Below are 24,599 nucleotides of genomic sequence, written 5' to 3'. Positions count from 1 at the left end.
GTGCGAATGCCGCGTGACGCTTTAGCATCGCCGTTCTCCAATTGCCTGCTGGGCGGGCGTCCGCGGACGTCAATCGGGCATTATTTCCGCTAACGCATACCGCGCGACATTCGCATCTATTCCGGTTTGTTCAGGCCGCCGTGCTAATGCGTCTTTCAGGTGGCTCAGTGCACTTGAGATAGCGCTTTCCATACCCAAGTAAAGGGCTACTTTTCAGGGCGTTTGCACGTCTTGAAAATGCGTCCATAATCCTTGCATTCTCCTTTGCATTTCCTACCTGCGCCGCGCCCGAAAGGGCCGCGGATGTAAGCCGATGCTACATGATCTCGTCGAGCAATATGGGCCGGCGCTCGTGTTCGTAAACGTGCTCGCCGCCTCGATCGGGCTGCCGGTTCCGGCCATGCCGTCGCTCGTGCTGTTCGGGGCGATGGCCGCCATGCATCCCGGTTCTGTGGGCACGCAGTTGGCGCCGGTGCTCATCCTGTCGATATTCGCCACGCTGATCGGCGACAGCGCGTGGTATTTGGCCGGCCGCATGTATGGCGGCAATACGCTCAAAACGATTTGCCGGCTGTCGCTCTCGCGTGACACCTGCGTGAAAAAGACCGAGCGCTTTTTCGGCCGCTGGGGCGTGCGCGTGCTGGCGGTGGCCAAGTTCGTGCCGGGATTGTCGATCGTGTCGATTCCGATGGCGGGCGCCATGGGCACGCGCTACCGCACCTTCCTCACGTATGACAGCATCGGCGCTGCATTGTGGTCGGGCACCGGCCTGATCATCGGCGCGTTGTTCGCCAAGCAGATCGACATGCTGTTTGCGCTCGCCGGGCGCCTTGGGCGCACAGCCGCGCTGGTCGCCGTCGGCCTGTTGCTGGCGTATGCGGCGTATCGCTGGATCCGCCGGCGTCAGCTGATTTCGAAGCTCGCGACCGCGCGCATCGAAGTCGACGAACTGGCGTCGCTCGTCACTGCCGGCAAAACGCCGGTGCTGTTCGATATCCGTTCGCACGAGAAGCGCGCGCTCGATCCGTTCATCATTCCGGGCTCGCAATTCGCCGACGAGCGGCAACTCGACGAGATCGTCGCGACCTATCCGCACGATCAGAAGCTGGTGATCTACTGTTCCTGCCCGAATGAGATTTCCGCGGCATGGATGGCCAAGCAATTGAACGAAGCCGGCTTCTCCGACGTGCTGCCGCTGCGCGGTGGCATGGAAGCCTGGCGCGACTCGGGCAAGCCGGTGGAATCGCTGCCCGACATGCCGCCGCCCGAAGTGGCGGTCGAAGGCGTCGCGCCGAAGGCCGTGTAGCGCAAGCAGCGCATCGTGATTCGCGCCTTCGGGCGCCGCGCCGCTTCGCCTCTCGTTCGATCCATCAATGAACACCGAAGGAGCGGTTCAATGCTTTCGACTCAAGAACCTGAAGTGCAGCAACCGGACGTGCCACAACCAGACGTCGTCGCCGACGCGCCGTTTTCGTCGCTCTCGACGCGCATGCATCAGATGTTCCCCGCGCTCACGTGTGCCGAAATCGGCCGTCTGCGCAAGTTCGGCGAGATCGGCCACTGGAAGTCCGGTGAACTGTTGTTCGAGACCGGCCGCACCGGTCCCGGCATGTTCGTGGTGCTCGAAGGACGCGTGAAGGTGTATCAGCGCGACGGCATTGGGCGCGAAGTGCTGATCAACGAACATGGCGCCGGGCATTTCCTTGCCGAAGTCGGTCAACTGTCTGGTCGGCCCGCGCTGGTCAACGGCATGGCGATCGGTCCGGTGGAAGCGTTGCTGATTCCGCCGGAGCGGCTGCGCGCGCTGATCGTTGCCGAAGCGGAACTCGGCGAGCGCATCATGCGCGCACTGATCCTGCGGCGCGTGTCGCTGATCGAAAAGGGCGCGGGCGGGCCGATCCTGATCGGCAACAGCAACGACGCGCGGCTCGTCATGCTGCAAGGCTTCCTGTCGCGCAACGGCCATCCGCATTCCGTGATCGACGAACGCGACGAAGACGCGCTGCGTCTGATCGAGCAATTCGCCGCGCAAAAAGAAGACATGCCGCTGGTGATCTGTCCGGACGGCTCGGTGCTGCGGCACCCGAGCATGCCGGAACTCGCCACGTGCCTGGGCTTGCTGCCCGATCTCGACGATGCGCATGTGTACGACGTCGCGATCGTCGGCGCCGGACCGGCCGGGCTTGCCACTGCGGTGTACGCGGCATCCGAAGGCCTGTCGGTGATCGTGCTCGACAGCCGCGCGCCCGGCGGCCAGGCTGGCGCGAGCTCGCGGATCGAAAACTACCTCGGCTTTCCGACCGGCATCTCCGGCCAGGCGCTGGCGGGCCGCGCGTTCGTGCAGGCGCAGAAATTCGGCGCGCACGTCGCGATTCCGGTCAATGTGAAGGCGCTGCATTGCGCGGACCGGCCGCATCGGCTGGAACTGAAGTGCGGCGGACACATCACGGCGCGCGCGATTGTGATCGCGAGCGGCGCGGTCTACCGGCGTCCGGCCCTCGAAGGGCTTGATCGTTTCGAAGGGCGCGGCGTCTATTACTGGGCGTCGCCAGTGGAAGCCAAGCTGTGCAAGCGCCAGGAAGTCGTGCTGGTGGGCGGCGGCAATTCGGCGGGCCAGGCGATCGTCTATCTGGCGACGCACGCGGCCAAGGTCCACGTACTGATCCGGCGCAGCGGTTTCGAAGCCACCATGTCGCGCTATCTGATCGACCGGATCCGCTCACTGCCGAACGTGTTCGTGCATCCGAATTCGGAGATCGGCCGGCTTGATTCGGATGACAGTGGTTTGTCGTCGGTCGCGCTGAAAAAACCGTTGCCCGACGGCACGGATCATTTCGACACGCGCCATCTGTTCCTTTTCACCGGTGCGGACCCGAATACCGACTGGCTGCGCACCTGCGGCGTGGAACTCGACGAGAAAGGCTTCGTGCTGACCGGGACGAGCGCCGACGGCGCGTCGGCCTGCGATCTCGCGACGACGGTCGAAGGCGTGTACGCAATCGGCGACGCGCGCGCCGGCTCGACCAAACGCGTGGCCGCGGCCGTCGGCGAAGGCGCCGCCGTGGTCGCGCAGATCCATCAACTGCTGGCGGTGTCGGCGGGAGAAGCGGTCGCGCTGGGCGCCTGAATGATCTGGACGGTCTGAAATGCCCGCCGGCCTTGCAACCGCCGGCGGGTAACCTGCTGTTACACACACCTTCAACTGGTTGCACCTGCTTGCCTTTCTGTCTCGTAATATCTCTGTCAGCTATTCGACAGGAGACAAGCATGTTCCAACGCGCGATTGTTTTCGCCGCCTTCGGCCTTGCCGCCGCCTGCGCATCGACTGCCGCCTCGGCGCGGGTGGACGTCGGCGTGTTCGTCAATACCCCGGGCCCGGTGTATGCCGCGCCGCCTGTCTATGCGCCGCCGCCGGTCGTCTACGCGCCTCAACCGGTCTACGGTTACGGCTACCGGGACGACGACTATCGCGGCCGCCGCCACTGGCATCACGATCATGGCCGTCATCGCGGCTGGGATCGGCATCACGGGCGCGGCTGGTAAAGGCAAGTTCGGGCGCTTCACGCTACAGTAGCGGCTGCTGATCCAGGCCGGGCCTCGTGCCCTTCCCTTTGCAGTCACTCACTGATCGACGCCCGCGTGAAGACTCTCTCGCTTTCCGCCGCCCGCACTCTGCATCTGGCCGCGCAAGGTTTGCTGACGCCGCCCCGCCGCAAAGCCCTCAAGGCCGACGTGCTCGACTCGATCCGCCGCATGGCGCAATTGCAGATCGACACGATCCACGTGGTCGCGCGCAGTCCCTATCTTGTGTTGTTCAGCCGGCTCGGCGCTTATCCGCCGCAATGGCTCGACGAACATCTCGCCGAAGGCAAGCTATTCGAATACTGGTCGCATGAAGCCTGTTTCGTGCCGATAGAAGACTACGGCCTGCTGCGCCATCGCATGCTCGATCCAAGCGGGATGGGTTGGAAATACGCGGCCGAGTGGCACAAGAAGCATCGCAAGGAGATTGACAAGCTGCTTGCGCACATTCGCGCGACGGGACCGGTGCGCTCCGCGGATTTTGCCCGCGAGGCGGGCAAGGGCAACGGCTGGTGGGACTGGAAGCCGGAGAAACGTCACCTGGAAGTGCTGTTCGCAATCGGGCAATTGATGGTGGCCGAGCGGCGCAATTTTCACCGCGTCTACGATCTGACCGAGCGCGTCCTGCCGGGTTGGGATGACGCGCGCGATCTGCCGCCCGCGCACACCCTGACGGACGCCGTGTTACGCCGCACGTGCCGCGCACTCGGCGTCGCGCGCGCCGATTGGGTCGCCGACTACTACCGTATGCCGCGTCGCCCGTATCGAGACGAACTGCGCGCGCTCGCCGACCAGGGCGAGTTGATTCCGGTAAGCGTGGAAGGGTGGAAGCAGGACACGTACGTGCATCAAGACTTCGCCGCGATACTCGACGATGCCGCGAGCGGCAAACTCACCTCGACGGTCACCACGGTGTTGTCGCCGTTCGATCCGGTGGTGTGGGATCGCAAGCGCGCAGCGGCGCTGTTCGACTTCGACTACGCGATCGAATGCTACACGCCCGCGCCAAAGCGCAAATATGGTTACTTCGTTTTGCCGCTGCTGAGTCGCGGCCGTCTGGTCGGCCGCGTGGATGCGAAAGCGCACCGCACTCAAGGCGTGTTCGAACTGAAGTCGCTGCACATCGAACCGGGCGTGCGTCTGAGCGCGCGTCTCGCCGGCGATCTGCGGCGCGCGTTGCAACGCTGCGCGGACTGGCATGGCACCCCGCAGCTGGAAATCACATCCGCGCCGCCGGAATGGCTCGACGCGTTAGACGTCGGCGACACTTTGGGCGACAGTGTGGCGGCCTGACCGCCGCACCAACGTCGCACTCAATGGAGCGCCGCACACCCTGCTGCAAGCCGGCCGCCGCGAGCAGCGTATTGGTGGGGCCGGGCGTAATCAGCACGACGACAATGCCGATGGCGAGCAGCGCGAGCAGACACGGAGAGCATAAAAAAAGGCGCAATGTTGGGGACAGTGCGCCGTTTTAGCATAGACGGCGGCCGCGCCGAAATGCAGCCGCCAATAACGATGACGAATCGCGACGCGTGATGCCGTCACACCCAACCGGGCAACGGCAGTCGGCACCGGCAGGCATGCCGATGTGACTCGCGCCGCCCATCGGCGACGCGCAGCCGCCTTTAGTGATCCAGTTTCGCGCGCAGTTCGCGAGCGGCTTCCAGCAGACCTTCGTAACCCGAACGCGCATGCTCCGGCAGATCAGGATCGCCGACGAATGTGCCGAGCGTTTCGATCAGGCTATACAGAATGCCCTTCGCGGCGCCGGAGGCAATGCTGCCCGACGAAACCTGCTGATCGACGTGACTGAGCGCTGCGTCGAGGTTTTCCAGATCGGGCCGGTCGCCCGTGGGTGGCTTAGGCGTTACGTCTTGCGTCATGATGAAACTTCGCTCCTGTTGATGCAGCGGTGAACAAGCCATCCTTGCATGTTGTTATATACCGATCGTGCGTTGCCGTCTATTCGTGATCTGCACGCATGCGACCGGCGTCAAGGCGTCCATCGATACATCAGAATTTTTGCGCGGGCATCGTCCTCGAGTAGCACGACATACTCGCCATTGTCGCGTTGCACCGCGCTGATACCAAGATACACGTCCACCCAGCCGCTCGTGTTGCCGACGCTCGCGCCCGGCGTCATGTAGCCGACCACCTGGCCGGTACGCGCGTCGTAGACATCCACCCTCTGCGTGTACAGCTCCGCTACGAAGATGTAATTGCCCGCCACCGCGACGCCCACGGTCGTCGTTTGCGGATTGCTTTGCGTGTTCCAGGGCAGTGAGATCGTGTACTGCTGCGTCGGCGTACCGGAGCTCCAGTTGTCGTAACGCGCGAGCACCGGACCCGCCTCTTTCCAATGCGTCGCATCCCACGGAATCGCGCTTGTGAAGCCGGAGATATACATGGTGTCGGTCGCCGCGATGTAGACGATCCGCGCGATCCGCGTGAACGGTTGCGGCATCGCGAACATCTTCGAGCTGGCGTATGTGTAGATCGGATTGCCGGCGGGATCGAGACCTTGCAACGGCATTTCACGGATGCCGCTCAGCGGCGTGGCGAGCCAGACATTGCCCGGCGCGTCGACCCACCAGAAGCCGTTGCCGACCGTGCTGCCGGTCGACGGATTGCTGCTGATCTCGCTGGCGTCGACGCTGCCGTTGCCATTGCTGTCGCGCCACAGCCATTCGCCATACGCGGGCTGCGCGGCGGGCCATGTGCCCGGCAGCGGATTTTGCGCGAGCAGGCCGGATGGAATTGCCATTTCACCGTGTGCGGCGTCGAAGCGATAAACGTTCAGATAATGCGCGCCGGGATCCAGCGTGTAGAGAAACCGCTGGCCGTCGATTCGACGCACCATCGGCTCGCCGCGCACGCCTCGCGGCTGATGAAACGCGGGATCGTCCGGATAGTCGAAACGATCCAGCGTGAAACCCGCATACGACCATTCGCGGCCGGCGGGTTGGCTGTAGTCGAGCGTGAAGCGCTTGGAGCCGGTGTAGACGGAGCTGGGCGTGGCGGGATCGAACGCGGCGCTATCGACGAACGTCAGACCGTACAGGCGCCAATTGAGGGCGTGCGAACTGTACACGTAGCTTTCGAGCACCGCGCCTTGTCCGACCGATGCCGATCCGACCGGCCGCGGCCCTTCGCCATTCTGCGCGACGTACAGATTGCCCGCGGGATCGACACCGATGCCCGTCACGCCGTTGAAGCGCCAATTGCCTGGCACACCCTTGACCGGGTGAAAGATGCCGTTGCGCGTGCCGATGGGCGCGGCCGCTTGCGGTTGACCGTTGCCGTCTTTGTTAAAGACGAGAATCCGCTGCGACGGGCCATTGTCCGCAACGAGGATTTGCCCGGCCGGTGTAACCGCGATGTCGGCCGGCACGGCGCCCACGGGCAGCGTCAATGTGCCGGCGAGCGCGGTGCCATTCGCGGCGTAGTGCTGGATAGTTAGGTTTCCGGACGAAACACCGCTCATCACCCACAGTGTCGAATCGGTGCCCACCGCAATGCGTCCTGGCGACGTCACGTTCCACGAGCGCAAACGCTGCATCGAATTCGCGTTGAACACGACGATCCGGTTCGCGTAGGTATCGGCCACGTACAGTTCGCTGTCGGTCGCGGCCATGCCACGAATGCTCGCGTCGTTACCGGTCGCTACCGTCTCGACCGGCAAAAAGCTGTTTTTCGTCGCATTCGCGCTATTGCCGATACCACCGTTGAACGGCGCGCCAGCCGCCAGATTGGCGAGCGTGCGGCGCGTGATGCCGTACCAGGTCAGACTGGCTGCGGGATAGTCCGCCCCGACCAGGGCGTTACTTTCGTTGCCGATCGACATCGCCGCATACAGGTACGTGTGATTAACCGCGACCGCGTCGCCACCGGCCGCGCCCCAGCCATGCGTCGAGCCGGCTACGGCGATCTTGTCGCCCGCGCGATAAGCGGCGATTTCACTGCCGCTCTCGTCCCAAGGCGTGTTGGTGTACACGGTGCCGTCTGCGCCGACGCTGATGGCCTGAATATCCTGCTGCATCCACTTGCCATCGCCGAAACCAAAACTATTGCCGATCCATGAAGTGGTGTAATTGAGTTGCGATTGCGCTGATGAATTCAGTGGAATAAGGCTGCTGAAGATAACAGCGGCCACACCCAGGCGAGAGAACAATGTCACGACGGTATTTCCTTGCGAGGTGCGAAGCGCTTGCCGGCGGCATGTCCGGCGCGTATTCGCGCGCATGCGGATTGATGGGCAGTCGCGCATGTGTAAGAGATTGGCGCTTTATCCTCGCATAGAAAAATGGTAAATATATTGATAAAAAATCATTCTTAAATGTTGAATTGCTCAGATGATTCGAAGCGCATACGCGTATGCGCGGATACGGTGCTGTCTGCCTTTCGCGCGGATGCGATAAGCACACCGGCGCGCGACGGTCAGCACATGTTCCTCGCGTTCTATCAAACCATCTTCGCCCACGTCGAGGTATTCGAAAGCGCGCCTAGGGTGGTGAGAACGGCGGCGGCGCATAGGACCGAGTCAACGCCGTGGCCCGCAGCTGGTTCGGCTACGGAAGTTCGACGAAGCCGCGCGACCGGCGATCGACCAGCGGCGGCGGGACTTCTGCAGCCGGCCAACTGCGGCCTTCCAGCCGCTGATTCGCGCAGACATTCGAGCGTCCGCTCTGCTGCATCAACCGGCTTATGGTCGCAGCCAGCGAATCATCCTTTTCCGCTGATCGACTTCATTCGTACATCTTGAGCATCCCCGCCAGCGCTCCTTCGATTATCCTGTTCGACAGACGCGGATCATTCACGGCGCGAGCGAGCGCTATTGAACCCACGCAGGTGCTGAAGATCATCACCGCTTTAGCATGGGCGTCTTCTGTATCCGGCAAAGACTGTGCGAGCGAAGCGATGATCTCACTGACACGTTCAGTGAATGCCTCGCGGGTTGCTTCGGGCGCGCGCGGTACGTCGTTGACTAACGCTGAAATTGGGCAACCTCTGCCCAGGTTGTCCCGATGGCTTTCCGACACATATGTGCTTATTGCGCGCTCAGGCGCCGTCTTGAGCGCGGCCTGGAAATGCTCGATGTCCTGCAGCGCCATGATGAAAGCCTCGGTCACAAGCGTATCGCGTGACTCGAAATGCTTGTAGAAGCCGCCAACAGTCAAGCCAGCTTCTTTCATGATGTCGCCGACACTAACCCCATCAATGCCACGCTCGCGGAAACGACATGCGGCGACCTGCACAATCCGCTGATGCGTGGCGAGTTTGTCAGCTTGTGAGTGCCCCATTTTTCAGTCTCAAAGATGTATTGTGCTGTGAGTCAATCTGCAATGCCGTTCGACCGGTGCTCCCGCAGCAGCGGTTAGCTCGCGTCGCCCGACGACCTCACAATTGCCGTCAGTTGCAAAGTCCTGGCAATGCGAAAGCCGAGTTCCCGATACAGACGAACGGCGGAAAGATTATTGGTGAACACATGAAGGAACGGCACTCTGTCGCGTTCCTGGATGGTTGCCGACAGATGCTCCATCAACAGCCGGCCCAGCCCTCGGCCACGCCATTCCGGGTGCGTGCACACGGCGCTGATTTCGACGTACTTCCCGGCAGTCATTCGTTCGCCCGCCATCGCCACCAGCTGGCCGCCCTCCCTGATGCCAAAGAAGTGACCTAGTTCGTTGGTCCGGGCGTTGAATGGTCCGGGTTCCGCTAGCTCGGCGAGTCGGAGCATATCAGGTGTGTCGTCGACGCCGAGTCGCACGATCCGCTCGTCGGACGATACGGTGAACCTGTTGGCGGCAACCATCTGATTGGCGACAGCCTCGCGCGCGACGTCGAAGCCAGACGGCAAGTCCGGCTTGCCCGCCGTGAAAAATGATAGGCGCTGTCCCGGCTGGAGCATCGCTGCAACTTGCGAGACGCTTTGCGCCGAGTAATTCCGTGCGGCCCCGAACGGCGCAAATTCCGGGCGATACCGGGCACCGCCTTCGCGGCGCTCGATGAAGGCTGGAGGCGCTTCGCTCAGAGCGATCCAGACGGGATTGGTGAGGTATTCCTCGGTCGCGATCTCACTGGCTGCATCGATGTGGGAGGACTGCATGACAAGCTCCTGTTTTGTTCGTCTTCTCTGCTGTGGAATCGCGGTCAGGCGAACCGTGCCGCGTGCTTCCTGATAAACACCTGTACCGTCATTGGCGGCGTGCCGGTCAATTCCTCGATGAAGGAATTGGTGCCGGCGAAAACGCCTTCCTGGTAATCGACAGCAACCGAGAGCAGATGCTGCCTGAACGTGTCACTGAATTTTGCATCGGTATCCAGCCGTTTTTTGAACAGGTCGAGATCGACCGGTTGATACGTGACCGTCCTACCCAACGCCTGGCTCATCTCGGCCGCAATCTCATGGTGATTCATCTCGACCGGCCCGTAGAGCGGATAGACCTTGCCCGCGTGCGGCGCCGGATCGCGAAGGATCGCGGCAATCACGCGACCCTGATCCTCGGCTGCAATCGGCGCATGGCGCCCTTCGCCAAAGGGCAGACGCAGCATCCCGTCTTTTTTGATGGACGCGACTTGACCCGGGTAGGTCAACCATTGAGCGAAGAACGTGGGGCGCAGATGTGTGACCGGCGTGCCGGCCCAGTCGAACACCTGTTCCGAGATCCAGTGGTCTCGCGCGGCATGGCTTTTCGCTTCACGGCGAGCCGAAATCTGCGACATGTTCACAATCGATTCGATTCCGGTCTCACGGGCGGCCTGTGCAAACGAAGCGCTGGCCGCTATCCCACCGGCCTCGATCGGATAAACGAAATAGGCTGATGAGATCCCTTGAAGAGCGCGTGCGACGTCGTCGATATCCGAGAGGTCGCCAACCAGCACCTCGACGCCTCGCGAGCGCAGCCGTTCTGAACGGGCGTCCTCGCGTCGCACCAGGGTTCGTACCTGTTCGCCTGCAGCCAAGAGGGTATCTGTCGCTGCTCCGCCCGTGTCACCAGTCGCGCCTGCGATAAAAAATTTACGAAAAGCCATTTGAAAGCTCCGCTCAATTCATTAATTGGGAAGATGGTGAGTGCTTCAGTCACCGGATCTGAACTGGAGTATAGTCATAATCCTGAGCGGCGATAGATGAGAATTCCGTACTAGTCTTTTGCGGAATGCCGTTCGCAACGTAGCCGGCAAGCGGGTGTGGCTACGTTCGCGAATGCACGCTGCAAGTGGAATTCAAAGACCGCGCCCGCCGACGACCGTCCATCGGAGAATGTTCCTGCCATGCTCGCCCACACCTTCGCCTCACCTCGTCACTCCACACGCTATTGGGAGGCCGGCCCCGCCGACGGGCCATTGATGATCTTCCTGCACGGCTGGCCCGGGGTCGGTCTGATGTGGCGTGCGCAAATCGAAGCTTTCGCGTCGACGGGCTGGCGCTGCATTGCGCCGGACATGCGCGGATACGGCGGCTCGTCGACTCCGGGCGCGCCCGATGCCTATGCGCTCAAGGAGGTGGTCGACGACATGGTCGAACTTCATGACCATCTGGGCGGGAGTCCGGCCATATGGGTCGGCCACGACCTGGGAAGCCCGGTGGCCGGGGCGCTTGCTGCGCATCACGCGAAGCGCAGCCGCGCCATCGTGTTCGTCTCCGTTCCGTATATGCCCGAGAGCTTCGGGTTGCGCAGTCTGCTGCCACTGGTCGACCGGACGCTCTATCCGGCCGACCAGTATCCGGACGGGCAATGGGACTACTACCGTTTCTATCTGACGCATTTCGACCAGACCGTTACCGACTTCAATGCCGACATACCAGCGACACTGGCGGCGATCTACCGGTCTGGAGACCCGAAGTCGGTGGGCCGCGTCTATCGCTCCGCGCTGGTTTCGCGCAATGGCGGCTGGTTCGGCTCGGCACGTCGTGCGCCGACGGTGGCGCCGGACGAGACGCTCTGGCCGACGGCCGACTTCGACGCGCTGGTCGATGCGTTCCGTGTGACCGGGTTTCGTCCTGGTAACGCCTGGTATCTGAACGATGATGCCAACATCGCCTACGCTCGAACTGCGCCCGACAGCGGCCGCCTGAGTCAACCCGTGCTGTTCGTGAACGGCGAATTCGATGGCATCTGCGACATCACGCGCAGCGTTCTCGGCGAGCCCATGCGAGATGCCTGCACGGATATGGCGGTAGCGACGCTGGACGCGGGCCACTGGCTTCCGCTCGAACGCAAGGCTGAACTGGTCCAGGCCATCCGCGCCTGGCTCGAGGCGAAGGCGCTGTCGTAGCCATGACGAACGAATATTGACCCGCATCGGGTCCTGCACATCGACTAAAGGAGTGGAATGACATGAGCGCCTCCGACAGCAATGGCATCAAACAATACGACATTGCGACCAACGGCATTACCTTGCATGTGACGGAGCAAGGGGAGGGACCGGCCGTGCTGTTCTGCCACGGTTTCCCGGACACCGTCTACACGTGGCGGCGGCAGATGAAGGCCATTGCGTCGGCGGGTTTTCGTGCGATTGCCCCGGATATGCGCGGTTATGGACGAAGCTCGGCTCCGGCCGACGCAAGCCTCTACACACCGTTGCACACAACAGGCGACCTGATCGGCCTGCTCGATGCGCTAGAGATTCCCCGCGCCATCCTCGTCGGTCATGACTGGGGTGCGACGCATGCGTGGAACGCGGCGTTGATGCGCCCGGACAGGTTCGCGGCGGTGTTCTGCCTCAGCGTCCCTTTCGTGCCGCGCGGAGACGTCAGTGTTTTCGACAGGATGCGAAAGGCGGGACTTCAAGACAAGTTCTATATGTTCGAGCAGATTCGGCCTGACGCTGACGAAATCTGGGCTAACGCCGCGGTCACCATTCCCGGCATTCTGTATTGGGCATCGGGCACTGCGCCAGCCGGCCAGCAGTGGAGTCCAATGGATCCGGCTCGGAGCCTTTATCGCACTGCTCCCGGACCGTTGCCTTCGTGGGCGTCCACGGACTACGTCGCGTATAACATCGCGGAATTTCAGCGTACCGGGTTCCACGGAGGATTGAATTACTACCGCGCGGCGGAGCCGTATTTCGTCCTGTCCGCTCCGTGGAAGGGCGCGAAGATCGTTCAGCCGTCGTTTTTTATCTGGGGCAAGGCCGACGGTCTGAGAGAGTTATATCCGCTTAGCATCGACGACCTTCGCGCTGGCTTACCGGGCCTTGTGGGAGGACTCGAACTCGATAACGTGGGGCATTGGGTACAACATGAGGCCGCCGCCGAGGTCGGCGACCAACTGCTGAAGTTCGTGCGTACCGTTGATCTCGCATGATCGTTTCGGACACTGTCCGGTGTACTCTCTGCTCCAGGCTCCGTTTAATCGAGCGAAGAAATTGGCGGCGTAACGCAGGCTGACGGGAGTCTTCAATGACCCTTGTACTCAAAGAAGGGACATCGACCAACAGGGCCACCGGTTGTCCGCGTTGGCTCGACTCCCGCCGCCGCGCTCGCGCAGCATCAGGGCATTGCGCAGTTCACCCATGCTGAACCATCGCAGCCTGCACGGCCGCCGCTTCCGCAGCGGCAACAGCAGGCGACACGATCGCCGGCTGCCCGGTCTGCCGGCGCGAGCGCCCTGAGCTCAGATAGTCCGCAATCGAATCCTGCGTGACCTCGCCGACGTAGCGGCCGTCGCCATCCAGCACCGGCATCCATGACGAATTGAACTGGTACATCTTCGACAGCACGATGCGCAGATGCTCCTCCGCGCCGACCGTCGCCTTGAACGCGGACAAATGATCGCCGCACACGCCTTGGCCCGTGCGCGCCGCGCGGCGCGTCACATAGCCGAGCGCCTGCTGCCTGTCATCGACGATGGTCAGGTAGCGGCTGTCGCTGTCGTCCATCATCTGGAAGGCGCGCGCGACCGGCATGTCCGCAGGCGCGGATTCCGGCTGCGTGGCGGCGTCGCCGGCCTTCACCAGCAAGAGGCGCTTCAATGTGCTGTCCTGACCGACAAACGCGCCGACGAACTCGTCGCGCGGATGTGCCAGCAATGTATCCGGATGATCGTATTGCACCAGTTGACCACGCCGGAACACGGCCACACGGTCGCCGAGTTTGATCGCCTCGTCGATGTCGTGGCTCACCATGATTACCGTCTTGTTCAGTTGACGCTGCATCTGGAAAAACTCGTTCTGGATCGACTCGCGATTGATCGGGTCGACCGCGCCGAACGGCTCGTCCATCAGCAGCACGGGCGGATCGGCGGCCAAGGCGCGAATCACGCCGATGCGCTGCTGCTGGCCGCCCGACAGTTCACGCGGATAGCGCTTCAGATACTGCTTCGGATCGAGCGCGACCATCGCCATCAACTCGGTGGCGCGTTCGCGGCAACGTTTCTTGTCCCAGCCGAGCAGGCGCGGCACGACCGTGATGTTCTCCTCGATCGTCATGTTGGGGAACAGCCCGATCTGCTGAATCACGTAGCCGATGTGACGGCGCAATTCGACTTCGTTCAGACCGGAAGTGTCCTCGCCGTTGATCAGCACGCGGCCCGAAGTCGGCGCGATCAGCCGGTTGATCATTTTCAGCGTGGTGGTCTTGCCGCAGCCCGACGGGCCGAGAAACACGCAGATTTCGCCTTCGCCGACAGTCAGGCTCACCGAGTCGACCGCCTTCACCTGCTGGCCGTCCTTCTGCGTAAACGTCTTGGTCAGTTTGTCGAGTTCGATCATGTCTTTTGTACTCCCTTCGGGGTCAGCAGGCGTTGCAGCGCTTGCAGCAGCAGGTCGGCGACGATCGCGAGCACGCTCACGAGCACGGCGCCCACCAACAGTTTCATCATGTTGCTCTGGCCGATCGCGCGAATGATCAGCGTGCCGAGACCGCCCGCGCCGATGACCGCGGCGATCGTCATCACACCAATGTTCATCACCACCGCCGTGCGCACGCCGCCGAGAATCACCGGCACGGCAAGCGGTAAATCGACGAGGCGCAGCCGTTGCCACACCGTCATGCCGATGCCGATGCCCGCTTCCTTGATGCCGGGGTCGACGTTGCGCAGCGCGAGGTAAGTGTTGCGCATGATCGGCAGCAGCGAATAGAGGAACACCGCGGTAATCGCGGGCACCGCGCCGATGCCCTGGCCGAAGCGCGAGAACACGGGAATCATCAAGCCGAATAGCGCGATGGAAGGCAACGTCAGCACGACCGTCGCCACGCTCAGCAGCGGCGCGGCCAGCCACTCGTGCCGATTGATCAGGATACCCAGGGGTACGCCGACGACGATCGCGCAGCCCACCGCGATCCCCACGAGCCACACGTGTTGCGCGGTGAGTTGCAGCAATTCAGGCCAGTTGGCCGATAGATAGTCGAATACAGTCATAAAGAAGATCTCCGCTCAGGGCAGCTTGTGCGTGCGCAGGAATTCCGCCGCCACTTCGCGCACCGGCTTGCCGTCGATATCGACTTGCTTGTTCATCTCCAGCATCGTGTCGTTGTTGAGCGCGTCGGAGAGCGCGTTCAATTGCGGCGCGAGTTGCGGGTTCTGGTCGAGCGTCGTCTTGCGCACCACCGGTGTGGCGTTGTACGCGGGGAAGTAGTGGCGGTCGTCTTCGAGCGGCGTGATGTTGAAGCCCTTCACGCGGCCGTCCGTCGTGTAGATCAGTCCGATCGGCACCTGGTTGTTATGCAACGCGGTGTAGACGAGACCTGGATCCATCTGACGCGTTTCCTCGCGGCTGAACTGCATGCCGTAGGCGGCTTCGAGCGGCTTCAGGCCGTCCGGTCGATTGGCGAACTCCGCATCCATCGCGAACACGTGCTTCTTGTTCGGCTCCGCGGCCATCTTCGCCGCGAGTTGCGAAATCGTGCGGATGCCTGTTTGCTGCGCGACTTGCTCCGGCAAACCGAGCGCGTACGTGTTGTTCAGCGGCGAGCAGTCGAGCCAGATCAGACCACGTTTTGCATCGAGCGCTTTTACGCGTTCGTACATCGTCTTCGGATCGAGCTTCTCGGTGATCTTGTTGTAGACGATCGCGGCGGTGCCGGTGTATTCCCACGTGATGTCCACCTGACCGTTCTCCTGCGCGCTGCGCAACAGCGTGCTGCCGAGGCCAGTGCGGGCGTCGATCGTGTAGCCCTTCGCGCGCAGGTACTGCGAGGTGATCTCGGTAAGAACGTACTGCTCGGTGAAATTTTTTCCACCGAGTACGAGCGTCGCCGCGTTCGCGTGAATACTCGCAAAGAGCAATGCGCCAGCGGCGATCCAGCGGCTGCGCTTGAACAGATTCGTCATGCCGTCACCCCACGTCGCGCGAGCAGGTAGCGGCTGCCGGTCGAGACGATGCCGTCCAGAACCAGTGCGAGAATCGCGGTGGCTGCCGCGCCGAGCAATAGCTGCTGCTGGTTGTTCAGATAGATGCCGGGAAAGATCAGCGTGCCGAGACTGTCCGCGCCGATCAGATAGGCGAGCGGCGCGCTGCCCACATTGATTGCGAGCGCCGTGCGCACGCCGCCGATGATGATCGGCATGGCGTTGGGCAACTCCACGCGCAACAGCGATTGCCAGTCCGTCATGCCGAGGCCGCGCGCGGCCTCGCGTAACGCGGGCGAGACGTTCTTCATGCCTTCATAGGCATTGCGTGTGATGGGCAGCAACGACGCGAGAAACAGCGCCACGAGCGCCGGAATATCGCCGATGCCGAAGATGCCGAGCGCGATCGCCAGCACGGCCAGCGAGGGAATCGTGTTGCCGATGTTGAATATCTGCATGAGACGTTCGGCGTGACGCGCGAACGAGGGACGGCTCAGCAATACGCCGGCGGGAATGCCGACCAGCAACGCGAGCGCCATGGAATAACCGACGAGCAACAGATGTCGCTTCGTGTAGTAGACCAAATCGGGCGCGTACTGATGGAGTGCGCCGGGGTCGATCGCGCGACACAGCAACGCGACGACAATACCGATGGCTACAAGACTGCCGACCAGTCTGGCAGGACGTTGAATCATGAAGATGCGCCTCCTTGTTCGAGCGACGCGCGGAAATAGCCGCGCCGCACAGGCGCCGTGACGGCGCTGCGAATGGGAAGTTCGGGACGCGGCACATGCCGCGAGGTGAACCGAGTGGTGCCGGAGGTTTGTCTTTCTCCCGGCGCGAAGGCGGGGCGATTTCGCCTTCGGCGGCGGACCAGTTAGCAAAACTGGTGCCAGATCCATCGATGATGTGGATAGCAGCGCCAGGCTCCTATCCGGCGGGGTTTGGGTGCCCCTTTTGAGTACCGGTTGTTTTACCGGCAACGGGGGCGGACGCAAACTGCTGCCAGTTTGCGCCTAACCCCTTCTAACTTAGCTTATCTAGCTGCAATTTCGCGGTCAGGATGCTGCGATTATACGGACGATGGGTGGCTTCGTCTACCCATGTGGTTACTGTGGAGGAGTTGGACGGAACGCCGGCTTTGACTTTTGCTTGATATCCGCTCTCCCGCAAAAGCTCACCGGCGGGTTTTTCAACGGCTTTTTCGGCTCCCGGAAACGCTCACTGCAACGCCATCGCCAGCACGCGCGCCACGTGGATCGCGTCGACGCCCGCGCCATCGTGAATCTGATGCCGGCAACTCGTGCCGTCCGCGACCATGAACGTGTCGCCGTCCATCTTGCGCACCGCCGGCAGCAGCGACAGTTCCGCCATCGCCTGTGACGTCGCGTAATGCTCGGCCTCGTAGCCGAAACTGCCCGCCATTCCGCAGCACGACGATTCCACCGTCGATACCTTCAATTCAGGAATCCACTTCAACACGGTTTGCACGGGCGTGAAGGCGTCGAAGGCCTTTTGATGGCAATGGCCATGCACCAGCGCCTGCTGCTTCGCCAAAGGCTTCAGCACAAGCTGCAGCCGTCCGGCCTTTTCCTCGCGCACCAGAAACTCTTCGAATAGAAACGCCTGTTTCGACAACCGCTGCGCTTCGTCGCCAAAGCCATAGTGCAGGAACTCGTCGCGCAACGACAGCAGGCAAGACGGCTCCAACCCGACGATCGGCACGCCGCGCTCCACGAACGGCTTGAACAGATCGAGCATGCGCCGCGCTTCCTGCTTCGCTTCACCGACGAGACCCGCCGCGAGGAACGTGCGGCCGCAGCAAACGGGCCGCTCGCCCTGGCGCGTGTTGAAGTGCACCGTGTAGCCCGCAGCCTCCAACACCTGCTGCGCGGCGCGCGCGTTCTCCGGCTCCATGTTGTTGTTGAACGTGTCGACGAATAGCAGGACTTCTTTGAGCGCGTCACCTTGGTCTGCTTTGCGCGATGACACCGCATCGGCCAAAAACGACTTCTTGAAGCGCGGCAAGCTTCGCTCGGGCGCGAAGCCCACGGACCGCTTGAACCACGCCGACAGCACCGGCACGTTGTCGGCCAGCGCCATCAAGCCCGGCATGCGGCTAGCCGTCGACGCGTAACGCGGCATGAAAGCCACCAGCTTGTCACGCAGACGCAGCCCCTGACGCTTGACGCGCGCCGCCCGTGCCTCGATCTTGAACTTCGCCATATCGACGCCCGTCGGGCAATCGCGCTTGCAGCCCTTGCAGGACACGCACACATCGAGCGTTTCCTTCACGTCGTCGCTCGCGAGACCCGCTTCGCCGAGTTGACCGGAAATCGCGAGGCGCAATGTGTTCGCGCGTCCGCGAGTGACGTGCTGCTCGTCCTTCGTCACGCGATAGCTCGGGCACATGGTGCCCGCGTCGAACTTGCGGCAGTGGCCGTTGTTATTGCACATCTCGACGGCCTTCGCGAGACCGCCGGCCAGATCGTTGCCGCTGCCCGGCAAGGTCTCCTGTCCGGTCAGCGGATCGCGTTCGACATTCCATGCCGACCAGTCGAGCGCCGTTTCTATCCGATGTTCCTTGTAGCCCGGCGCGAAGCGAAAATTGCGCGCGTCGTCCATCTTCGGCGGACGCACGATCTTGTCGGGATTGAAACGGTTGTCCGGATCGAATAGCGCCTTGATCTCGCTGAACGCCTGATTCAGACGCGGCCCGTATTGCCACGCGACCCATTCGCCGCGGCACAATCCGTCGCCGTGTTCGCCCGAATAGGCGCCCTTGTATTCGCGCACGAGTGCCGCCGCTTCATCGGCGATCGCGCGCATCTTCTGCGCGCCGTCGCGGCGCATGTCGAGAATCGGCCGCACATGCAGCGTGCCGACGCTTGCATGCGCATACCATGTGCCTTCTGTGCCGTTTCGGTGGAACACTTCGGTGAGGCGGCTCGTGTATTCGGCCAGATGTTCAAGCGGTACCGCGCAATCTTCGATGAAGGACACCGGCTTGCCATCGCCCTTCATGCTCATCATGATATTGAGCCCGGCCTTGCGAACTTCCCACAGCGCTTTCTGTTCGTTCGCGTCGGGCATCTCGACGACCGAATCGGGCAAGCCGAGATCGGCCATCAATTCCGTGAGCTGCTTGAGCGAAGCAAGTTGCGCCTCGCGGTCCTCGCCCGCGAACTCCACCAGCAGAATGGCTTGCGGCTCGCCGACTAGCGCCTTGCCGATCACCGGACGAAACGCCGGATTGCTCATCGCCAGATCGATCATCGTGCGATCGACCAGTTCCACCGCCACCGGCTTCAGCTTGACGATATGCTGCGTGAGATCCATCGACTGCCAGAAGGTCGGGAAGTTGACCACGCCGAGCGTTTTATGCGCGGGCAGCGGCGCGAGCCTGAGCGTCAATTGCCGGCTGAACGCGAGCGTGCCCTCCGAGCCGACCAGCAGATGCGCGAGATTCGCGACGCCGTCGTCGGTATAAGCGCGCGGGTTCTGGCAATCGAACACGTCGATGTTGTAGCCCGCCACGCGGCGCAAAACCTTCGGCACACGTGCGACGATTTCATCGCGCTCGCGTTCGGCGATCTGCTTCACGCCCGTAAGTATCTGCTGCAAGCGCGCGCCTTGCGGCGCTTCACGCAACGAGGCGAAATGCGCTTCGCTACCGTCGGCGAGAATCGCATCGATCGATTCGACGTTGTGCACCATGTTGCCGTATTCGATCGAGCGTGAGCCGCACGAATTATTGCCGGCCATGCCGCCGATCGTGCATTGCGCGGCGGTCGAAACATCCACCGGAAACCATAGTCCATGCGGCTTGAGCCACGCATTCAAATGATCCAGCACGACGCCCGGCTCGACCGTCACCGTGCGCGCTTCGGCATCAAAAGCAACGATGTTGTTCAACCACTTGCTCGTATCGATCACCAGCGCTTCGCCGACCGTCTGGCCGCATTGGCTCGTGCCCGCGCCGCGTGCGAGCAGCGGCACTTTCTCGCTGCGCGCGATTTCCAGTGCGATGCGCAGATCGTCCTGGTCGCGCGGCACCACCACGCCGATCGGCGCGATCTGATAGATCGACGCGTCGGTCGCGTAACGACCGCGGCTCGCCGCGTCGAACAGCACGTCGCCGCGCAGCGATTTGCGCAGATGCTGCGCGAGCGGACTCGTCAGCCGCGCGGCGGACGGAAGGTGGATCGGCTTGACGAGTAAAGCGGAAGTGGGGTTCGTCATATCGTCGGCCTATGGCAAATACGGGGAAGCGGCTAGTACAGCGTGAGACTGACTGGTGCGAGTCCTTCAATGCGCCCGCTCGCCGTGCCCGCCGTCTTCGGAAAGAACATGCCGGTGTATGAGCCGGCCGTGATGACCATCTCAGGCGTCACGGCAATGCCGCGCGACGTGGCGTGATTGACGAGCCACGTCAGCAGGCGCCGCGGATCGCCGGCCGGATTGGCGGGCGTGGCTTTAACCACATCCTGTCCGTCGAAATCGAATTGCAGCGAAGGCGCAACGAACGGAAAGTCCTCGCGATACGGCGTGAACTCGCCCACGATCAGCGCGCCGTGATTCTGCAAGTCCGCGAGTTGAGCGAGCTTGTCGATAGCGGGCCACCCGGCGTAGCGGCTCGCCACGATTTCGATGGTCGCGCCGATCGAGCCGATACTCGCCAGCACTTCGGCCTCGCTATAGGGCGTGGCGGAAACATCGAAACGCCGCCCGAAACGAAACGCGATTTCCAGTTCGAGCCCCAAGGGCGTGAAGTCTTGGTGCGGCAAACGGGCGCCGTCGGCATGCAGGTCGAGGTCGAGTAACGGCGCGCCCTGGATTGGACCGCTCTCGGACTTCGCGCCGATTTTCCAACCGGCGATCCGCGCGCCGCATGCGTCCAGGATCTCGTGCTGGATTGCGTAGGCCGCGGCGGCATCGGCTGGAATTTGCTCGGGCGGCAACGTGTCGAGCGTGGCGTGATTGCGGCGTGCGTCGGCGAGAAGCCGGCTGAGTGCTGTCGTCATAGTGTCGTCATGCGGAGAGGGGAACCGGCGCGGTGTACTCAAGCGCCCATACCCGTGGCAACATGCGCTTTGTCAGCCGCGTTGAGCGCGAATTTGCTTTCCGGCTGCATGCGGAACGCGAGCACCACGCCGATCGCCATCAGCAGCATGCTGCCGACGAACGGCAATTCCCAGCTACCGAAGTAGTCGATCAGAAAACCGCCGGCCACCGGCGAGATGATCGCGGCCAATGCCGAGCCGGTGTTCATCATGCCGCTCGCCGTGCCCGAGTATTCCGGCGCGATGTCCATTGGAATCGCCCACATCGGACCGATCGTCATTTCTGCAAAGAAGAAGCCGGACGCGAGACACGCCATGGACAGATACAGGCTGTGCGTGAACATCAGCGGAATCAGCGAAAGCAGGCAGAAGAACATGCAGACCGACACCATCCAGCTACGTGCGCGCTTCAGGCTGCCGGTGCGTGTGAAGACCCAGTCGGTCACGATGCCGCCGAGCGTGTCGCCGATCACACCGGCGAAGAAAACCACCGAGGCGAAGATCGCCGACTTCTGTAATTGCAGGTGATAGCTGTGCAGAAAGTATTGTGGAATCCAGCTCAAGAACAGCCACAGCGTCCAGCCGTAGCAGAAGTACACGATCGTGACCGGCCACATGCGGCGAAACAGTTTGCCCCACGGCACGCCGGCGGCTTTCGGCTTGGGCGCGGGCAGCACGGCGAGTTCGTCGCTCGTGATACGCGGATGGTCTTTCGGATGTTCGGTAAACGTGAAGGCCCACACGGCGACCCACAACAAGCTGAACACGCCGCAGATATAAAACGATTCGCGCCAGCCCCAGGTCGCCATCACGAGCACGATCAGACCGGGCGCCACCGCATTGCCGATCCGCGACGCCGCGTGTGTGATGCCCTGCGCGAAGCCGCGTTTTTCCTTGGCGACCCAACGCGCCATCGCGGACGTGGCGGCGGGAAACGTCGCGCCTTCGCCGAAGCCCAGTAGTACGCGCGCGGCTAGCAGCGAAACCAGGCCGCCGGCGAAACCCGTCAGCAAAGTGGCGACGCCCCAGATCGCGCCGCAAAAGATCAGCGTGCGTTTCGCGCCGAAACGATCGCTGACCCACCCGCCGATGATCTGAAAGATCAGATACGGATACGCGAAGGCCGAGAACACCAGGCCAACCTCCGTATGCGAGAGATGGAATTCCTTGCCGAAACCCGCAGCCGCAGTGCTAACGTTGACGCGGTCGAGGTAGGTGATGAAGTACATGATGCAGAGCATCACTAGAACGATACTGGTCGCACTGGTCACACGAAACCGCTTCATCGTCTATCTCCATTGCATGTGTCGACGGCGGGCCTGAGATGGCGCGCTGCGTCGTTGCCTGGCGGCGGCTTGCGCCGCGGGACCATCGCATTCGTTCGTGCCGCGTTCTGTGCGCGGCTTCGTGAGGGAAGTGCTCCCCGCCTTCCCGGTTCCGCAAGTCACTGCTGGCTGCGCTTCGTTCGATGCCCCAAAGAAACAGCGTTCGGGGCGTACTCAGGCCGCGGCTTTCAGGCCGGATGCCTTCGTCGGCTGGCTCAACCACTCCATAGCGGCAGGCAAGCCACTTTCCTTGAGCGGCACGCCTGCGAGCCGCAGACCCATTTCGCAGCCGGCCAGCGTGGCCAGCAGCATCAGGTCGTTGCAGTCGCCGAGATGGCCGATGCGGAACATGCGCCCTTTCATCTTGCCGAGGCCCGTGCCGAGCGACATGTCGAAGCGTTCGTAGATCAGCTTGCGCACCGCGTCGGCGTCGATGCCGTCGGGCATCATCACGCCCGTGAGCACCGGGCTGTACACCGACGGATCCGCACACTGAATTTCCAGGCCCCACGCACGCACCGCGCGACGCGTCGCTTCTGCGAGACGTTCGTGACGGGCAAACACGTTGTCGAGCCCTTCGCCGAGAATCATTTCGAGCGCTTCGTTAAGGCCGTAGAGCAGGTTCGTGTTCGGCGTGTACGGCCAGTAACCGGTCTTGTTCATCTCGACAATCTCGGTCCAGTCCCAGAAACTGCGCGGCAGTTTGGCCTGCTTGCTGGCGGCCACGGCTTTCGGCGAGATCGCGTTGAAGCTGATGCCCGGCGGCAGCATCAAACCTTTTTGCGAGCCCGAGACGGTGACGTCGACGCCCCATTCGTCGTGACGGTAGTCCGCACACGCGAGGCCCGAAATCGTGTCGACCAGCAGCAAGGCCGGATGACCCGCGGCGTCGATTGCACGGCGCACGGCGGCAATGTCGGAGGTCACGCCCGTGGAGGTTTCGTTGTGCACCACGCACACGGCCTTGATTGCGTGTTGCGTGTCGGCACGCAGACGCTCCTCGATCATTTGCGGCTGCACGCCGCAGCGCCAGCCTTCAATGCCTGGCAGGCCGAGGAACTCCGGCTTCAGCCCGAGGCTTTCCGCCATCTTTTTCCACAGCGTGGCGAAGTGGCCGGTCTCGAACATCAGCACGTGATCGCCGGGGCTCAGCGTGTTCGACAGCGCCGCTTCCCAGGCGCCCGTGCCCGAGGCCGGGTAAATCACCACGGGCTGCTGCGTCTTGAAGATTTTCTTGATGCCGTCGAGCACCTTCAGACCGAGTTCGCCGAACTCTGGGCCGCGGTGGTCGATGGTCGGGTAGCTCATCGCCCGGAGGATACGGTCGGGCACCGGGCTCGGACCCGGGATCTGCAAAAAGTGACGGCCAGCGGGGTGAAAGTCTAGCTTGAGCATTGGGCTCCTCCGATTGAATTTTGCATTCAAAAAACTATATCAGACGATCTGTGACGATCCCAAGACGAAAATCGCCTGTGGTCACCGGTGTTTACCCGTGCTGTTAACTAATCTTTCAGCTTCCGATAAAATCAGAGTTAATGGATGTTGAGGACTTTTGTATGCAAAATTCGGATTTCGAGGCGAGCATTGCCACTTCCCCACTGATGCCGAAGGTCGAGCGGCAACGCTTGCATGACACGGTGGTAGAGCACATTCGGCGCTTCATCGTCGAAGGCGTGCTCGAGCCGGGCAAGAAACTGAACGAGCGCGAGCTATGCGACACGCTCGGCATTTCACGCACGCCGCTGCGCGAGGCACTGAAGGTGCTGGCCGCCGAAGGGCTGATCGAGATTTCGCCGAATCGTGGCGCGTCGGTGTCGAAGATGTCGGAGGCTGAATTACGCGAGACCTTCGAATTGATGAGCGGTCTCGAAGCCTTTTCCGGCGAACTGGCGGCCGAGCGGATGACGGCGGCTGAACTCGCCGAGATCAAGGCGCTGCATTACGCAATGCTCGCGTGCCGCGCGCAGAATGATCTGGCTGGGTATTACAGCCGCAATCAGGCGATTCACGACAAGATCAACGAGGCGGCCAGAAATTCAGCACTGCGGCAGACCTATGTCTCGGTGAATCGTCGCTTGCAGGCGCTCCGGTTCCGGTCGAACTTCCAGATTCCGAAGTGGGACAGTGCGATTCATGATCACGATGAAATGCTGAAGGCGCTCGAAGCGCGAGATGGCAAGAAGCTGAGTGCGATTCTTCGGCAGCATCTGCTCGATAAGCGCGATGCGGTTTTACAGGTGCAATCGCGGGAAGCGGTGGCTGCCTCTCCGTTGAAGACTTGAGGTGAGTAGAGTTAATGTATTGGAGCGCCGGTCGCGTTTAGCGTTAGTGTGAGT

At 62.2% G+C, this 24,599-nt stretch carries 20 protein-coding genes and 1 pseudogene; 7 read left to right on the top strand and 14 right to left on the bottom strand.

Features of this window, described 5'->3' with window-relative positions; genetic code table 11:
• Positions 1-313 precede the first annotated feature (313 nt).
• The 4 genes from B0G82_RS26600 to B0G82_RS26585 all read left to right on the top strand — a co-directional run bounded on the left by B0G82_RS26600 (position 314) and on the right by B0G82_RS26585 (position 4,875).
• Positions 314-1,306, top strand: a complete 993-nt coding sequence (locus tag B0G82_RS26600) for a DedA family protein/thiosulfate sulfurtransferase GlpE (protein WP_106281617.1) — start codon at positions 314-316, stop codon at positions 1,304-1,306.
• Between the two features lie 90 nt (positions 1,307-1,396).
• Positions 1,397-3,127 (top strand): FAD-dependent oxidoreductase, encoded by a 1,731-nt coding sequence (locus B0G82_RS26595; protein WP_121309581.1) that lies wholly within the window; start codon positions 1,397-1,399, stop codon positions 3,125-3,127.
• A gap of 140 nt (positions 3,128-3,267) precedes the next feature.
• Positions 3,268-3,543 (top strand): hypothetical protein, encoded by a 276-nt coding sequence (locus tag B0G82_RS26590; RefSeq protein WP_116146708.1) that lies wholly within the window; start codon positions 3,268-3,270, stop codon positions 3,541-3,543.
• Positions 3,544-3,639: 96 nt separating this feature from the next.
• Positions 3,640-4,875 carry a winged helix-turn-helix domain-containing protein gene (locus B0G82_RS26585; RefSeq protein WP_116146706.1) on the top strand — a complete coding sequence of 412 codons (1,236 nt, stop codon included), beginning with the start codon at positions 3,640-3,642 and terminating at the stop codon, positions 4,873-4,875.
• Positions 4,876-4,897: 22 nt separating this feature from the next.
• Here B0G82_RS26585 and B0G82_RS41255 read toward each other — a convergent pair.
• The 6 genes and pseudogenes from B0G82_RS41255 to B0G82_RS26555 all read right to left on the bottom strand — a co-directional run.
• Positions 4,898-5,005, bottom strand: a pseudogene (locus B0G82_RS41255) (LysE family translocator); the annotation flags it as partial.
• A 202-nt stretch (positions 5,006-5,207) separates the two neighbouring features.
• Entirely contained in the window at positions 5,208-5,465 is a 258-nt protein-coding gene (locus B0G82_RS26575) for a hypothetical protein (protein WP_012428738.1), read from the bottom strand.
• A 110-nt stretch (positions 5,466-5,575) separates the two neighbouring features.
• Complete coding sequence (locus B0G82_RS26570) at positions 5,576-7,759, bottom strand: hypothetical protein (RefSeq protein WP_121310865.1); 2,184 nt, start codon at positions 7,757-7,759, stop codon at positions 5,576-5,578.
• 568 nt (positions 7,760-8,327) lie between these two features.
• Positions 8,328-8,882: a TetR/AcrR family transcriptional regulator gene (locus tag B0G82_RS26565; protein WP_116146703.1), complete on the bottom strand. Its 555-nt coding sequence runs from the start codon at positions 8,880-8,882 to the stop codon at positions 8,328-8,330.
• 74 nt (positions 8,883-8,956) lie between these two features.
• Entirely contained in the window at positions 8,957-9,688 is a 732-nt protein-coding gene (locus B0G82_RS26560) for a GNAT family N-acetyltransferase (protein ID WP_121309580.1), read from the bottom strand.
• 44 nt (positions 9,689-9,732) lie between these two features.
• Positions 9,733-10,614 carry an NmrA family NAD(P)-binding protein gene (locus B0G82_RS26555; protein WP_121309579.1) on the bottom strand — a complete coding sequence of 294 codons (882 nt, stop codon included), beginning with the start codon at positions 10,612-10,614 and terminating at the stop codon, positions 9,733-9,735.
• Positions 10,615-10,854: 240 nt separating this feature from the next.
• Between B0G82_RS26555 and B0G82_RS26550 the strand changes: the two genes are divergently transcribed.
• Both B0G82_RS26550 and B0G82_RS26545 read left to right on the top strand, forming a co-directional pair.
• The gene (locus B0G82_RS26550; RefSeq protein ID WP_121310864.1) at positions 10,855-11,859 is read left to right on the top strand and encodes an alpha/beta hydrolase; all 1,005 of its coding nucleotides are present in this window, start codon (positions 10,855-10,857) and stop codon (positions 11,857-11,859) included.
• A 62-nt stretch (positions 11,860-11,921) separates the two neighbouring features.
• The gene (locus B0G82_RS26545; protein ID WP_121309578.1) at positions 11,922-12,890 is read left to right on the top strand and encodes an alpha/beta hydrolase; all 969 of its coding nucleotides are present in this window, start codon (positions 11,922-11,924) and stop codon (positions 12,888-12,890) included.
• A gap of 202 nt (positions 12,891-13,092) precedes the next feature.
• On the opposite strand, the gene B0G82_RS26540 is transcribed toward B0G82_RS26545, so the two are convergent.
• The 8 genes from B0G82_RS26540 to B0G82_RS26505 form a co-directional block, all read right to left on the bottom strand.
• Complete coding sequence (locus B0G82_RS26540; RefSeq protein WP_121309577.1) at positions 13,093-14,295, bottom strand: ABC transporter ATP-binding protein; 1,203 nt, start codon at positions 14,293-14,295, stop codon at positions 13,093-13,095.
• Positions 14,292-14,945, bottom strand: coding sequence for an ABC transporter permease (locus B0G82_RS26535; RefSeq protein ID WP_121309576.1), 654 nt, complete (start codon positions 14,943-14,945; stop codon positions 14,292-14,294). The genes B0G82_RS26540 and B0G82_RS26535 overlap by 4 nt, the downstream gene beginning before the upstream one ends.
• A gap of 15 nt (positions 14,946-14,960) precedes the next feature.
• Positions 14,961-15,857 carry a glycine betaine ABC transporter substrate-binding protein gene (locus B0G82_RS26530; protein WP_116146689.1) on the bottom strand — a complete coding sequence of 299 codons (897 nt, stop codon included), beginning with the start codon at positions 15,855-15,857 and terminating at the stop codon, positions 14,961-14,963.
• Entirely contained in the window at positions 15,854-16,570 is a 717-nt protein-coding gene (locus B0G82_RS26525; protein ID WP_121309575.1) for an ABC transporter permease, read from the bottom strand. Before B0G82_RS26525 ends, B0G82_RS26530 begins: the two co-directional genes overlap by 4 nt.
• A gap of 526 nt (positions 16,571-17,096) precedes the next feature.
• Entirely contained in the window at positions 17,097-20,117 is a 3,021-nt protein-coding gene (locus B0G82_RS26520) for an FAD-binding and (Fe-S)-binding domain-containing protein (protein WP_121309574.1), read from the bottom strand.
• A 32-nt stretch (positions 20,118-20,149) separates the two neighbouring features.
• The gene (locus tag B0G82_RS26515) at positions 20,150-20,899 is read right to left on the bottom strand and encodes a 2-keto-4-pentenoate hydratase (protein ID WP_121309573.1); all 750 of its coding nucleotides are present in this window, start codon (positions 20,897-20,899) and stop codon (positions 20,150-20,152) included.
• A gap of 38 nt (positions 20,900-20,937) precedes the next feature.
• Positions 20,938-22,224: an MFS transporter gene (locus B0G82_RS26510; RefSeq protein WP_121309572.1), complete on the bottom strand. Its 1,287-nt coding sequence runs from the start codon at positions 22,222-22,224 to the stop codon at positions 20,938-20,940.
• Positions 22,225-22,437: 213 nt separating this feature from the next.
• On the bottom strand, positions 22,438-23,658 hold the full coding sequence (locus tag B0G82_RS26505; protein WP_121309571.1) for an aminotransferase class V-fold PLP-dependent enzyme: 1,221 nt from the start codon (positions 23,656-23,658) through the stop codon (positions 22,438-22,440).
• Positions 23,659-23,819: 161 nt separating this feature from the next.
• Between B0G82_RS26505 and B0G82_RS26500 the strand changes: the two genes are divergently transcribed.
• Complete coding sequence (locus tag B0G82_RS26500; protein ID WP_121309570.1) at positions 23,820-24,545, top strand: GntR family transcriptional regulator; 726 nt, start codon at positions 23,820-23,822, stop codon at positions 24,543-24,545.
• The last annotated feature ends 54 nt before the right edge of the window (positions 24,546-24,599 follow it).

The organism is Paraburkholderia sp. BL17N1 (genome assembly GCF_003634175.1).
Lineage (GTDB): Bacteria > Pseudomonadota > Gammaproteobacteria > Burkholderiales > Burkholderiaceae > Paraburkholderia.
This window is presented reverse-complemented; position numbering and strand designations above follow the sequence as displayed.